10 protein-coding genes are annotated in these 13,409 nt (G+C 70.5%); 9 read left to right on the top strand and 1 reads right to left on the bottom strand.

Translation table 11 applies throughout. The annotated features are described in order from the left end of the window. The first annotated feature begins 91 nt into the window (after positions 1 to 91). The 5 genes from ACFV8T_RS26620 to ACFV8T_RS26600 are packed head-to-tail and all read left to right on the top strand — an operon-like array spanning position 92 to position 5,409. Positions 92 to 1,729 carry an ABC transporter substrate-binding protein gene (locus tag ACFV8T_RS26620; protein WP_385332024.1) on the top strand — a complete coding sequence of 546 codons (1,638 nt, stop codon included), beginning with the start codon at positions 92 to 94 and terminating at the stop codon, positions 1,727 to 1,729. Continuing rightward, on the top strand, positions 1,726 to 2,679 hold the full coding sequence (locus ACFV8T_RS26615) for an ABC transporter permease (RefSeq protein WP_385332021.1): 954 nt from the start codon (positions 1,726 to 1,728) through the stop codon (positions 2,677 to 2,679). Before ACFV8T_RS26620 ends, ACFV8T_RS26615 begins: the two co-directional genes overlap by 4 nt. Further along, positions 2,676 to 3,593 carry an ABC transporter permease gene (locus ACFV8T_RS26610; RefSeq protein ID WP_385332018.1) on the top strand — a complete coding sequence of 306 codons (918 nt, stop codon included), beginning with the start codon at positions 2,676 to 2,678 and terminating at the stop codon, positions 3,591 to 3,593. The genes ACFV8T_RS26615 and ACFV8T_RS26610 overlap by 4 nt, the downstream gene beginning before the upstream one ends. Positions 3,594 to 3,598: 5 nt before the next feature. Then, positions 3,599 to 4,591 (top strand): ABC transporter ATP-binding protein, encoded by a 993-nt coding sequence (locus ACFV8T_RS26605; RefSeq protein WP_385332015.1) that lies wholly within the window; start codon positions 3,599 to 3,601, stop codon positions 4,589 to 4,591. Further along, positions 4,588 to 5,409, top strand: a complete 822-nt coding sequence (locus ACFV8T_RS26600; protein ID WP_385332012.1) for an ABC transporter ATP-binding protein — start codon at positions 4,588 to 4,590, stop codon at positions 5,407 to 5,409. Before ACFV8T_RS26605 ends, ACFV8T_RS26600 begins: the two co-directional genes overlap by 4 nt. Before the next feature lie 342 nt (positions 5,410 to 5,751). On the opposite strand, the gene ACFV8T_RS26595 is transcribed toward ACFV8T_RS26600, so the two are convergent. Further along, a complete protein-coding gene (locus ACFV8T_RS26595; RefSeq protein WP_385332009.1) occupies positions 5,752 to 6,408 on the bottom strand; it encodes a TetR/AcrR family transcriptional regulator in 657 nt (218 codons plus the stop codon). A gap of 125 nt (positions 6,409 to 6,533) precedes the next feature. On the opposite strand from ACFV8T_RS26595, the gene ACFV8T_RS26590 reads away from it, so the two are divergent. The 4 genes from ACFV8T_RS26590 to ACFV8T_RS26575 all read left to right on the top strand — a co-directional run bounded on the left by ACFV8T_RS26590 (position 6,534) and on the right by ACFV8T_RS26575 (position 13,407). Next, on the top strand, positions 6,534 to 8,807 hold the full coding sequence (locus ACFV8T_RS26590; RefSeq protein WP_385332006.1) for a glycoside hydrolase family 3 C-terminal domain-containing protein: 2,274 nt from the start codon (positions 6,534 to 6,536) through the stop codon (positions 8,805 to 8,807). 51 nt (positions 8,808 to 8,858) lie between these two features. Beyond that, a complete protein-coding gene (locus ACFV8T_RS26585; protein WP_385332003.1) occupies positions 8,859 to 10,124 on the top strand; it encodes a glycoside hydrolase family 1 protein in 1,266 nt (421 codons plus the stop codon). Between the two features lie 66 nt (positions 10,125 to 10,190). Then, the gene (locus ACFV8T_RS26580; RefSeq protein ID WP_385332000.1) at positions 10,191 to 11,954 is read left to right on the top strand and encodes a sulfatase; all 1,764 of its coding nucleotides are present in this window, start codon (positions 10,191 to 10,193) and stop codon (positions 11,952 to 11,954) included. Between the two features lie 88 nt (positions 11,955 to 12,042). Next, positions 12,043 to 13,407 carry an MFS transporter gene (locus ACFV8T_RS26575; protein WP_385331998.1) on the top strand — a complete coding sequence of 455 codons (1,365 nt, stop codon included), beginning with the start codon at positions 12,043 to 12,045 and terminating at the stop codon, positions 13,405 to 13,407. Positions 13,408 to 13,409: the final 2 nt, after the last annotated feature.

Here is a 13,409-nt window from a genome sequence, read left to right as displayed (position 1 = left end):
AAAGCCTTGTGCGGGAACGTTCCCGCACCAATACTCGCTCCATCCCCCAGCGCCCGTCACTACACCCGTAAAGGGCTGGTTCTCCTTGCGCATGCCCAGAGCCATCGCGTCGCTCGTCTGCACCGCCGCCCTCGCGGTCACCGCCACCGCCTGTTCCGGCGCCACGAAACCCGGTTCCGCCGGGAACGGAACCGGCCCGGGGTACCGGGTCACGCCGACCTCCGCGCCGGCGAAGGGTTCCCTGTCCTCCGTCACCTGGTCTCTCTACGCCGAGCCGTACACGCTCGACTACGCCCTCGCGTACGACTACCCGCCGAACACCGTGCTCGCCAACGTCTGCGAGCAGCTCCTCAGGGTCACCCCGGACCTGAAGATCGAACCGGGTCTCGCGGTCAAGTACGCCCAGCCCGATCCGCGCACCCTCGTCTACACCCTGCGCCCGGACGTGAAGTTCCACGACGGAACGACCATGACCGCGGACGACGTGGTCGCCTCCCTCAAGCGCCACACGGACCCGGCCACCGGCTCCCCGTGGGGTTCCTCGTTCAAGAACGTCGGCTCCATCAAAAAAACCGGCCCGCTGGAGGTGACGATCCGGCTGCGCAAGCCCGACATCCTGTTCAACGAGCTCATGGCCGCTTCCCCCGGCACCGTCGAGAGCGCCGCCACCCTGGCCGAGAACGGCAAGGACTACGGCAGCCCGAAGGGCACCGTGAACTGCACCGGCCCCTTCGCCCTCGGCAAGTGGGCCCAGGGCGACAGCATCACGCTCAAGAAGAATCCCGCCTACTGGGACCGGGCGCTGATCCCCAGGACGGACACCGTGAAGTTCACCTTCGTCGAGGACTCCGCGGCCCGCACCAACGCCCTGCGCTCCGGCACCGCCGACGGCGGCTACATGGTGCCCTCCACCTCGCTCGCGCAACTGCGCTCCAGCGGCAAGGGCCAGGTCCTCTTCGGCCCCAACACCGCCGCTGCCAACCTGGCCGTCCTCAACTACCACGGCCCGCTCGGCGACCTCAAGGTCCGTCAGGCGCTCTCCATGGCGCTCGACCGCAAGGGCATCATCAAGGCGGCGGCCGGCGGTGTCGGCGTCCCCGCCAAGGCACCTGCGGCGCAGGGCGCCTGGGCCCTCGTGCCGGAGAAGACCTCCGGCTACTTCGGCGCCCTGCCCGAACCGAAGTACGACGTCGAGGCCGCGAAGAAACTCATCACCGAGGCCGGCGCCACGGGCCGGAAGATCACCATGGTCACCAGCCCGCTCGCGCCCGAGATCAGCGTCGTCGCCAACGCCGTGCAGGCGGCCGGCCGGCAAATCGGACTCGACGTCGAGCTGAAGACGGTCTCCCCGGAGGCGTACAGCTCGATCTTCGTCGACCCCGGCGCGCGCACCGGTCTCGACCTGGTGGTCACCAACGGGTACGACAACACGCCCGACCCGCTGGAGTTCTACCAGTACCTGCGCACAGGCGACTTCGGGAACTACGGCAACTGGTCCGACGCCGGGTTCGACGCCGCCTTCGACCGGGCCAACTCCGAGCCCGATCCCGCCAAGCGCGCCGACCTGACCGCGAAGCTCCAGGAGATCGCGGTGCGCGAGCTGCCGGTGATCCCGCTCTACGAGGCGCCGTTCTCGGTCTACCTCGGCGAGCGGATCACCGGCGCCCCCACCGGCATCGCTCAGCTGTACTACCCCTGGGCCGCGACGATCGGGGCCGCTCAGCGATGACCCGCTACCTCCTCGGCCGGCTGGCCGGCCTGGTGACCGTGCTGTTCGTGACCTCGCTCGTGGTCTTCGGCACAATCCACCTCGCGCCTGGCGACCCGGTGTCCTTCCTGCTGCACGGCCGCCCCGCGACCCCGGAGACCGTGGCGTCCCTGCGCAGCCAGTACCACCTGGACGAGCCGCTGCCGGCGCAGTACGCGAAGTGGCTCGGCGGCGTCCTGCAGGGAGACTTCGGGCGCTCCGCCCAGTACCACCAGGACGTCGCGAGCCTGATCGGGTCGCGGCTCCCCGGCACGGCCCTGCTGGTCGGCTACGCGGCCCTGCTGGTCGCGGTCCTCGGGGTGACGGCCGGTGTCCTCGCCGCGCTGCGCCCCGGGATCGCGGACCGCGCGGTGCTCCTCGGCACCGGTATCGCCACGGCGACGCCCTCGTTCGTCACCGCCATCGCGCTCATCTCGCTGTTCTCCGTACAACTGGGCTGGTTCCCGGGGCCCGGCGGCACGCCGGAGGGCCTCGGCGATCGGCTGTACCACCTGACCCTGCCCTCCTTCGCGCTCGCGCTCACCTTCGCCGGACTGCTGGCCCGGGTCACCCGCTCGGCGATGCTGGACGAGTCGGTCCGGGACCATGTAGAGGTGGCGCGCGCCCGCGGTGTGCCGGGGCGGGCCGTGGTCCGCCGGCATGTCCTGCGGAACGCGCTCGGCCCCGTCGTCACCGTCGGCGGCACCATGCTCGCCGGGCTGCTCATCAGCACCTCGATCGTGGAGACCGCTTTCGACGTGTCCGGCATCGGTTCGCTGCTCGTGCAGTCGGTGACGGCCAAGGACTTCGCCGTCGTGCAGGCGATCACGCTGCTCAGTGTGGCGGCCTTCGTCGTCGTCAACCTCGTCGTGGACCTGCTGGTCCCGCTCATCGACCCCCGTCTGTCCCTCAACGGGGAAGGCACCTCATGACCCTCATCCCATCTTCCGCGGCGAACGCCCCCGAAGCCCCCGGCCCGTCGGGCGCGTCCGGTGCCCTGCGCCGCCGCCCCGGCCTGCGCGGTCTCAAGGTCCTCGGCCAGGGCCCGCTGTTCACGGCGGCCGTGGCCGTCCTGGCACTGCTCGTCCTGGTCGCCGTCCTGGCGCCGCTCCTCGCCCCGTACGACCCCGAGGCCGTCGACCTGTCGGCGAGCCTGACGGGAACCTCGGCCGACCACCTTCTCGGCACCGACCAGTCCGGGCGGGACATCCTGTCCCGGCTGCTCCACGGCGCCCGCACCGGCCTGCTCGGCCCACTGCTCGTCGTCGGCGTCTCCACCCTCCTCGGCACGTTCGTCGGGGTGGTCGCGGCCTGGGGTGGCGGCTGGGCGGACACGCTCCTCTCCCGGTCGATGGACCTGGTCTTCGCGATCCCCGGACTGCTGCTCGCGATCCTGCTCGTGTCCGTGGTCGGCTCCGGGATGACCGCCCCGGTCGTCGCGATGGCCGTGGCGTACACCCCGTACGTGGGACGCCTGGTGCGCGGGATCGCGCGGCAGGAGAAGGCCCGCCCCTACATCGAGTCGTACCGGGTGCAGGGCTGGTCGGGATGGTCGGTCTGTCTGCGGCACCTCCTGCCCAACATCGCCCCGACCGTCTTCGCCCAGTCCGCGATGAACTTCGGGTACGTGCTGATGGACCTGGCGGCGCTGTCCTTCCTCGGCTTCGGTGTGCAGCCGCCCACCGCCGACTGGGGAGCCATGATCAACGAGGGGCAGGCGGCACTCCAGCAGGGGGCGATGCTGCCCGCGCTCGCGCCGTCCGCGTGCATCGTCCTCGCGGTGGTGGCCTTCGGCATCGTCGGCGAGGGGCTCGCCGACCGCATCGCTCGGCGGGAGGAACGGTGAGCAGCATGACCGAGAACGGTATGCCGGGCCCCGACCCGGTCCTGGAGATCGACGGACTCGGCATCCGATTGCCGGGCGACAAGGCCGCCCGGCCGATCCTGGACGGGGTCGGTCTGCGGGTGCGCCCCGGGGAGACCGTCGGCCTGGTCGGCGAGTCCGGTTCGGGCAAGTCCGTTGCCTGCCGCAGCGTGCTGGGGCTGCTGCCGGCGGGCGCGCGGACCAGCGGTGAGGTACGGGTCGCCGGGCGCGACGTCCTCACGATGAGCCGCACCGAACTGGCCACGCTGCGCGCCCGGCAGGTCGCGATGGTCTTTCAGGACCCGCGTGCCTCCGTCAACCCGCTGCGACGGGTGGGCGACTTCCTCACCGAGGGGCTGCGGGCGGCGGGCGCGGCGGCCGGGGCCGCCACCGCTCGGGCCGAAGAACTGCTCGACGCCGTCGGAATCCGCGACCCGCGCGGCGCGCTGCGCCGCTACCCGCACCAGTTCTCCGGCGGCATGCTCCAGCGGGTGGTCATCGCCGCCGCCCTCGCGGGCGAGCCCGCGCTGCTCGTCGCCGACGAGCCCACCACCGCCCTCGATGTCACCACCCAGGCCGAGATCATCGCGATCCTCACCCGTCTGCGGGCCGAGCGTGGCACCGGACTGCTCTTCGTCACCCACGACCTGGAGCTGGCCTCCGCCATCTGCGACCGGGTGTACGTGATGTACGCGGGCCGCATCGTCGAGACCCGGGGCACGGACGAGCTGTTCGACCGGCCGCGCCATCCGTACACGGCGGGGCTGCTCGCCTGCACTCCGCGCATCGAGGCGGACGCGCCGGCCCCGCGGCCGATTCCGGGCCGCCCCGTCTCGCTCGCCGAGGCACCGCCCGGGTGCGCCTTCGCCGCGCGCTGCTCCGTTGCCCTGCCGCGCTGCTCCGAGGAAACCCCCGCGCTGGCGCGACATGGCGACGGCCTCGCCGCGTGCCACCGCGCCGACGAAGGGATCACACTGTGACCGGCACGGCTCAAGGAACGAAGGGCCTCGTCGTCGAGGGGCTGAGCAAGCGGTACGGGAACCACACGGCGGTCGACGACGTGTCGTTCACGCTGGCTCCCGGGTCTTGTCTGGCCCTGGTCGGCGAGTCCGGGAGCGGCAAGACGACAACGGTCCGGATGCTCGTCGGCCTGGAACGCCCGGACGGCGGCACCGTCCGTCTCGACGGCCGGGACCGCTCGGCGCGCGCCCGCGGCCGGGCCGAACGGCTGGCGCGGGCCCGGGAGATGCAGATGGTCTTCCAGGATCCGTACCTCTCGCTCGATCCACGGGTGACCGTGGCCGATTGCGTCGAGGAGGTGCTGCGCCTGCACGGCTCCCTCGGCGCGGCGGACCGCCGGGCCCGGGTCGCCGAGCTCCTGGACCAGGTCGGCCTCGGCGAACGGGAGGCGGCGGCGCTGCCCCGGCGTCTCTCGGGCGGCCAGCGCCAGCGCGTGGCCATCGCCCGCGCCCTGGCGGTCGAGCCCCGCGTCCTGGTTCTGGACGAGGCGGTCGCGGCGCTGGACGTATCGATCCAGGCGCAGATCCTCGACCTGCTGGCCGCGATCCGGCGCCAGGCGGGGATCGGCTACCTGTTCGTCACCCACGACCTCGCCGTGGTCCGCCACATCGCCGATGAAGTGCTGGTCCTCAAGGCCGGACAGGTCGTGGAATCGGGCCCGGCGGGCCAGGTCCTGGACGCCCCCGAGCATCCGTACACACGTCTGCTGCTCGGCTCCGTACCCCGTCGCGGCTGGGACCCCTCTGCCGCCGCGCCGCTCCGCCGCGCCCTCGGCTGACGGGCGTACGCCTGCGGGGCGCCCGTGGGAACGCGTACGCCGTGACGCCCATACGCGTCACGGCGGAGCGCCTTGAGAACACCTCGCCCTCGGCCCCCCGCATCGTCGCCGCCACTTGGGCGTGGCAGGCCGAGGGGGCTGTGAGCAGGCGCGACACGTGAGCGAGGGGCCGGCGGAAGCGGTGCTGGTCGAGGAAGGCGGGGTGGAGGGTGGGGGCGCCCTTTTCCGCCGGTTCAAGGATCGCAACGCGCTCAACTTGGTGGGCCATCGAGGAAGAGAGCAAAGAGGGCCGGCAACCCGCGTCCGCCTCCCGACGCGCCACGGCCTCCCCCACTCCGCGGGTCAGCCCCCCTGCGTCGGCACATCCTCAGAGGCTGCCGCCCGCCCCTGATCCTCACCAGCATCCAGGGCTCCCAGGAGTACCTGGCTGAGCGTGGCCGTGTCTGCGGCCATGTCGATGTCCGGGTCGAGGAGCCACTGGAGTTGGAGGCCGTCGACGGCCGCGAGCAGGATCCGCGCCGCCCAGTCGGCGTCGGGCGTACTGCGCTTGGATCCGAGGTCCTGCCGGTGATCGACGAAGTCGGTCATCAGACCGGCCAGGCTCTCGCGAAGGCGGGGGTAGCGCTCGGTGAAGTAGGTATGTGCCGGGTGGTCCGGTTCGGCTGCTGCGGCGGCGACGTCAAGGAAGAGCTTGACCAGGCCCGGAGTCGTGGCGTTGTGGGCCAGAAGTTCGAATGCGGCCTTCGGATCACTGCTGGCGTCTCCGAAAGCGTTTCTGTCGGCCTTCTCGCGCGCCTGCAGGACGGCAGTGAACAGTTCCTCGCGACTGCCGAAGTGGTGCATGACCCCGGCATCGGTCATGCCCACACGCTGGGCGATGTCCCGCACAGAAACACCGCGACTGCCGGCTTCCGTATAGGCGGCCAGCGCGGCGTCGATGATCTGCTCCCGCCTGGCGACGGTCTTGCGGTAGGGGCCCCGGGGGCTGCGGCTGGTCACCACGTGATTCTAGGCCGTCGGGCGGACCCGCATGTTCAAAACCTTGACACTCAAAGTTTTCAAATCCATGCTGACCCGAGCCTCCTCAGGCCCTCGTACTCCGGCTTCAGCGACAAGGGATCGACATGCGCGACAGCGAGCACACGAAGTGTCCGGACCAGCTGACGCTGGGACAGAAGGCGGCGCTGACCTCGGGCGGCGACTTCTGGCACACCCAGGCGATCCCGGAGGCCGGAATCGCGCCGGTCATGCTCGCTGACGGTCCGCACGGCCTGCGCAAGCAGCCCGAAGGAGGTGATGCGCTCGGGATGGGCACCAGCGTGCCCGCCACCTGTTTCCCCCCGCTGGTGGGCCTCGGCTCGTCCTGGAACCCCTCCCTGGTGGAACGGGTGGGCGCCGCGATCGCCCGCGAGGCGATCACCCACGGGGTCAGCGTCGTCCTCGGCCCCGGCGTCAACATCAAGCGCTCGCCGCTGGGCGGGCGGAACTTCGAGTACGTCAGCGAGGACCCACTGCTCGCCGGCTGCATCGGCGCGGCCTGGGTCGACGGTGTGCAGTCCCTCGGCGTGGGCACCTCGCTCAAGCACTTCGCGGTCAACAGCCAGGAGACCGACCGGCTGCGGGTCAGCGCCGAGGTGGACGAGCGGACCCTGCGCGAGATCTACCTGCCCGCGTTCGAGCACATCGTCACCACGGCGCGGCCGACCACCGTCATGTGCGCCTACAACGGCGTCAACGGCGTTCTGTGCAGCCAGCACAGCTGGCTGCTGACCGACGTGCTGCGCGGTGAGTGGGGGTTCGACGGCCTGGTGGTCAGCGACTGGGGAGCGGTGTCCGACCGTGCCGCCGCGCTCGAAGCCGGCCTCGACCTGGAGATGCCGCCTTCCGGCGTGGACCACACCCTGGTCGAGGCCGTGCGCGCGGGCGACCTCGACGAGCGTTACCTGGATGCCTCCGCGCGACGGGTCCTTGAGCTGATCGAACGCACCGCCGGCGCCCGGGACACCGCCACTGGCACCGACGTCAGCCTCGACGAGCACCATGCGCTGGCACGGGCCGCCGCCATCGAGTCGGCGGTGCTGCTGAAGAACGAAGGCGGACTGCTGCCGCTCGACCCGCGCGCCGACACCGCGCTCACCGTCATCGGGGCCTTCGCCGAAACGCCCCGATTCCAGGGCGGCGGAAGTTCTCATGTGGTGCCCAGCCGTGTGGACAACGCCCTGGAAGCCATCCGTGCGGCCGTCAGCGATCCGGCACGGATCCGCTTCGCCCCCGGCTTCACGCTCGACGGGGTCCCCGACGAGCAACTCGTCGAGCAGGCCGTGGAGGCTGCGCGCGGTGCCACGCAGGTGCTGCTCTTCCTGGGGCTGCCCGAGTCGGCCGAATCCGAGGGCTTCGACCGCACCGACATCTTCCTGCCCGCCGACCAGATCGCGCTGCTGAACGCCGTCGCAGAGGTCGGCGCGAGCATCGCTGTCGTACTGTCCAACGGCGCCACCGTGCAGATGAACCCCTGGCAGGACAAGACCGCTGCGGTCCTTGAGGGCTGGCTGCTCGGCCAGGCCGGTGGATCGGCCCTGGCCGACCTGCTGTTCGGCATCGCCAACCCCTCCGGACGGCTCACCGAGACCGTTCCGCTGCGCCTGGAGGACTCTCCCTCCCATCTCCACTTCCCCGGCGGCGACGGCCACGTCCACCACGGCGAGGGCCTGTTCGTCGGCTACCGCTCCTACGACACTCTCGGCACGGCGGTCGCCTATCCCTTCGGCCACGGCCTGAGCTACACCGCCTTCTCGTACGGCGATCTCGACGTGACCGAGACGGGCCCGAACCGCTTCGCAGCCTCCTTCACCGTGACCAACACCGGATCGCGGGCCGGAGCGGAGGTCGCGCAGCTCTACGTGCACCAGCCCGTGTCGCGGCTGCGCCGGCCCGTCCAGGAGCTGAAGGCGTTCGAGAAGGTGTTCCTGGAGCCGGGCGGGAGTGCCCGTGTGACGCTCGGTCTGCACGAGCGGTCCTTCTCCTACTGGTCACCGCGCGACGGCGGATGGACGGTCGATCCGGGTGAGTTCGAGCTGCGGATCGGGGCCTCCTCCCGCGATGTGCGTCTCCGGGCCCGCGTGCGCTGCGACGGCACGGCGCGACCGCGCCGGCTCACCGCCGATTCGACGATCGGCGAGTGGCTGGCCGACCCGGTCGGAGGCCCGCTGCTCACCGCGGCCATGAAAGCCGACCTGGACGACTCCCCTGTGCCCGTGTCCTTGGACGCCTCCGAGATCTCCGCCATGGCCGCCTCGTTGCCGCTGGCCCGGGTGCCGTCGTTCCTCGCCGGAGTCACGCACGACCACATCTCCGCGCTGGTCGCCATCGCCGACGGAGCTCTCCCCCAGCCCCGCTGACCTCGCCCATCGCGCCCGTACCCGCACCCGCACCCAGGAAGGCACCCGATCATGAGTACCGATCGACGCCTGCCCGACAGCTTCCTCTGGGGGGCCTCCACCTCCGCGCACCAGACCGAGGGCGGCAACACCAACAGCGACTGGTGGGCCTTCGAGCACAGCGGCATCGACTTCATCAAGGAATCCAGCGGTGACGCCTGCGACAGCTACCACCGCTGGCCCGAGGACATGGATCTCCTCGCCGCACTCGGCTTCACCGACTACCGGTTCAGCATCGAGTGGGCACGTATCGAGCCGGCACCGGGCGAGTTCTCCCGTGCCGCGGTCGCCCACTACCGGCACATGGTCGATGGTGCCATCGAGCGCGGTCTGCGCCCCATGCTGACACTGCATCACTTCACTTCCCCTCGCTGGTTCATGGAGCGTGGCGGCTGGGCCGCCACCGGTTCGGACGAGCTGTTCGCCCGCTACGTCGATGCGGCGTCAGCCGTCCTCGCCTCCGGTGTCGACCATGTCTGCACCATCAACGAGCCCAACATGGTCGCCGTCATGGCGGCCGTGCGGCACGCACTCACGTCCGGCGGTGCCCTTCCGCCGCTTGGGCTGCCGCTGCCGGACGAGGCCACCACCAATGCCCTGATCCGCGCCCACGCACGTGCCGTCGAGACCGTCAAGTCCCTTGCACCTCACGTGCGTACAGGATGGTCCGTCGCCAACCAGGTCTATCAACCGCTGCCGGGTGCCGAGGCGGTCGCGGCGGCGTTCCGCCACCCGCGAGAGGACATCTTCCTGGAGGCTGCCCGCGGCGACGACTGGCTCGGCGTGCAGTCCTACACCCGCGGACTCATCGGCCCGGACGGCCCGCTGCCCGTCCCCGACGACGCCGAACGCACCATCACCGGCTGGGAGTACTACCCCCAGTCGCTCGGACACGCAGTGCGCCACTGCGCCGCGCTCGCGCCCGGCACACCACTGATCGTCACCGAGAACGGCATCGCCACCACCGACGACGCCCGCCGTATCGACTACACCGCCGCTGCCCTGGGCTCCCTCGCCGAGGCCCTGCACGACGGCATCGACATCCGCGGCTACTTCCACTGGAGCGCCCTGGACAACTACGAATGGGGCCGCTACGAGCCGACGTTCGGCCTCATCGCCGTCGACCGCAGGACCTTCGCCCGCGCCCCCAAGCCCTCCGCCGCCTGGCTCGGTGCCGTCGGACGCAGCCGCGTCCTGCCTGCCGCGGCCCGAGATGCCCGGCGGGGCGAGCGCCGGCCACCGATCGTCCGCCCCAGTCCCGGGAGGCGGCGGACCTGACACCGCCGCCTCCCGTCAGCCCAAAGCACGTTCCCCCGCACCCGCACGAGAGGAGCCGCCCTCGTCATGAAGGCGATCATGGTGATGTTCGACAGCCTCAACCGGCACATGCTGCCGCCGTACGGAGGTGACTGGACGCATGCCCCCAACTTCGCCCGGCTCGCCGAGCGCACGGTGGCCTTCGACAACGCCTATGCGGGATCGATGCCGTGCATGCCTGCCCGCCGCGAGATCCACACCGGCCGCTACAACTTCCTGCACCGCAGCTGGGGTCCGCTGGAGCCGTTCGATGACTCCATGCCCGAACTGCTCAAGCAGAACGGTGTGTACACACACCTGGTCAGTGACCACCCGCACTACTGGGAGGACGGCGGAGCCACCTACCACGGCCGCTACAACACCTGGGAATTCTTCCGTGGCCAGGAAGGCGATCCGTGGAAGGGCCATGTGGCGGACCCTCCGATCCCGGAGAACCTGAAGCGGCTTCGCTCGGAGGGCTTCCGACAGGACTGGGTGAATCGCGCGTACATGCCGACCGAGGACCACCACCCGCAGAGCCTGACGTTCGACGCCGGACTGGAGTTCCTTCGTACCAACCGGGCGGAGGACCGCTGGTTCGTGCAGATCGAGACGTTCGACCCGCACGAGCCTTTCTTCAGCCACCAGCAGTACAAGGACCTCTATCCGCACGACTACAGCGGCCCCCACTTCGACTGGCCCGACTACGCCCGCGTGACACAGACCGACGACCAGGTCGAGCACGCCCGCTACGAGTACGCGGCGCTGCTGTCGATGTGCGACCGCTCCCTCGGGCGCGTCCTCGACGCCATGGACGAGCTCGGCCTGTGGGACGACACCCTGCTGATCGTCAACACCGATCACGGCCTGCTGCTCGGCGAGAAGGGCTGGTGGGGCAAGAGCGTCCAGCCCTGGTACAACGAGCTGGTCCGGCTGCCGCTGTTCGTGTGGGATCCCCGGGCTCAGGTGGCGGGCGAGCACCGGCAGGCACTGGTCCAGACGATCGATCTGGCGCCGACGCTCCTGGACTACTTCGATGTCGATGTACCGGCCGACATGCAGGGCGCGCCGCTGCCGGTCGCCGACGAGACCGCCGTCCGCGAGGCCGGGCTGTTCGGCATCCACGGCGGCCACGTCAATATCACCGACGGCCGGTACGTCTACATGCGTGCCCCCGCCACCCCGCAGAACACTCCCCTGGAGGAGCACACGCTGATGCCGACCCATATGCGCGGGCGCTTCTCACCCTCGGAGCTGGCGGGCGCCACCCTGGCGGAGCCCTTCACCTTCACCAAGGGCGTGCCGACCCTGCGCACCCGGGGCCGGACCTTCTTCAATCCGTACCAGCACGGCACGCTCCTCTTCGACCTGGCCGGCGACCCCGAGCAGCGGACGCCGATCGTCGATGACGCCGTCGAGCAGCGCATGGCCACCCTCATGGTGGAGTTGATGCGCGCCACGGACGCACCGCTCAGTCAGTACGAACGGCTCGGACTCCCCGTCGAGGGGCCGGTGGGCGAAGAACACCTGCTGGCCCGCGTCCAGGCAGAACAGGCGAGCAAAGCGGCCGAATCGCTGCCGCGCGCCGATGACTACCCGGCCGGCCGTCTCTCTCTGCGCACCCCCGTGAAGGCGCTGATCTCCGATCCCGTCGCGGTGGAGATCCTGCGCCGTCATATGCCCGGACTCGTCGACTCCGAGCTCCTGCAGGTCGTCGGGGCCACCCCGCTCATCGACCTGGCCGCGCTCGCGGGCGGGCTCCTGTCCTCCGCAAGCCTGCGCGAGGTCGCCGAAGAGCTTGCCTCGCTCTGACACGACGAGCCGTGCACCGGTGCCGTCGAGCCCCCGGTACACGCCCCCTCCCCGCCTCACCCGCTCCTGCGCAGAAAGAGGTGTCGCGATGACCGACCTTGCCCGCGATCCCGCCAGACTCCACGAGGCCGCCCAAGGCACCGTGGTCCAGGGCCGTTGGAGGCAGCTGTCCCTCCTCGGTGGCACCATGCTCATCGACAGTGCCGAAAGCGGCCTGATCGTCGGCCTGTTCCCCGTCATCCGACAAGCCCTGGGCCTGTCGCTCGGTGCCCTGGGTGTGCTGGCCGCCGCCGGTAAACTCGTCGGCGTCATCACCGCCCCGTTGTGGGTATGGGTGGCGCACCGCTGGTCCCGCAAAGGTGTCCTCATCGTCGCCACCGGGCTGTGGGGCGTGTGGGGCGTGGCGGCGGGATTCGCACAGAATTTCGCCCAACTCCTCATCCTCACCACCGTGCTCGCCGCCGGTTACGCCGCCGCCCAGCCCATCGTCACCGAGATCGTCGGCGACCTGTTCGACACCCCTGCGCGCGGCCGGGCCATCGGTCTCCTCTACGGAGCGGTCGCGCTGACCAGCGCCGTCCTGGCCGCACTCAAGGGACAACTGGCCGGCTTCGAGGACGGCTGGCGCTGGGGTCTCTGGGGGATCGGCGTCTTCAACGTCCTCTTCAGCCTGGCGGTGTGGCGTTGGCTGCGCGACCCCGGCCACGGCGCTGCCGAACCACAGCTCGCCGACCTCGACCCCAAGGCCCGCAAGGCAACCGCAGACGTCGCTCGGGACCAGATCGCGGCGCTGCTGAAGATCCGCACCTTTCTGTTCCTGCTGATCTCCCGTCTTCTCTCCGGCCACCTGCTGCTGACCGCCTTCGCCGTCGTCTACCTCGTCGACGTCTACGGCTTCACGACCCAGGCCGCCTCCATCGTCCTGCTCCCCCTCGGCCTCGGCTACTTCGCCGGTACCGTGCTCGGCGGTCTCGCGGCCGACTGGGCCTCCCTCCGCAGCCCCCGCTACGGGCTGCCCGCCGTACTGCAGGCAGCACAAATCGCCTTCGCCGTCGTGGCCTACTTCGGCACTCAGTTCGACTACGGTTCCCTCGGTCTGTTCGGCGTGTTCTTCGCACTCATGGGGATGGCTCAAGGCGTCAACCCCGGTATCAACCGCCCGATGGTCATGGCGGTGACACCGCCTGAGCTGCGCGGAGCCGCCTTCACCGTCTACGGCTCGATCGTCGAGGCCATAGCCTGGGCCGTCTTCAGCCTGGGCGCCGGGTATCTCGGCGAGGTCATCGGCCTGCGGGAGGTGTTCCTGTGGGGCCTGGTCATCCTGATGCTCGTCAACGGCGCCTTCCTGACCCTGCTGTACCGCCCGTACGCCAACGACGTGCGACGCGCGCAACAGGACCTGGACCAGCGGCGAGCGACCGCCCTGTCCTCACCAGCACACCAGCCGAGGTGAGA

It is taken from the genome of Streptomyces sp. NPDC059832 (genome assembly GCF_042731715.1).
GTDB lineage: Bacteria > Actinomycetota > Actinomycetes > Streptomycetales > Streptomycetaceae > Streptomyces.
This window is presented reverse-complemented; position numbering and strand designations above follow the sequence as displayed.

Excerpts from the sequence above, each read along its gene's own strand:
- ACFV8T_RS26605 (WP_385332015.1), top strand. The coding sequence starts at position 3,599 with ATGACCGAGAACGGTATGCCGGGCCCCGACCCGGTCCTGGAGATCGAC.
- ACFV8T_RS26620 (WP_385332024.1), top strand. The coding sequence starts at position 92 with ATGCCCAGAGCCATCGCGTCGCTCGTCTGCACCGCCGCCCTCGCGGTC.
- ACFV8T_RS26590 (WP_385332006.1), top strand. The coding sequence starts at position 6,534 with ATGCGCGACAGCGAGCACACGAAGTGTCCGGACCAGCTGACGCTGGGA.
- ACFV8T_RS26610 (WP_385332018.1), top strand. The coding sequence starts at position 2,676 with ATGACCCTCATCCCATCTTCCGCGGCGAACGCCCCCGAAGCCCCCGGC.
- ACFV8T_RS26575 (WP_385331998.1), top strand. The coding sequence starts at position 12,043 with ATGACCGACCTTGCCCGCGATCCCGCCAGACTCCACGAGGCCGCCCAA.
- ACFV8T_RS26580 (WP_385332000.1), top strand. The coding sequence starts at position 10,191 with ATGAAGGCGATCATGGTGATGTTCGACAGCCTCAACCGGCACATGCTG.
- ACFV8T_RS26585 (WP_385332003.1), top strand. The coding sequence starts at position 8,859 with ATGAGTACCGATCGACGCCTGCCCGACAGCTTCCTCTGGGGGGCCTCC.
- ACFV8T_RS26615 (WP_385332021.1), top strand. The coding sequence starts at position 1,726 with ATGACCCGCTACCTCCTCGGCCGGCTGGCCGGCCTGGTGACCGTGCTG.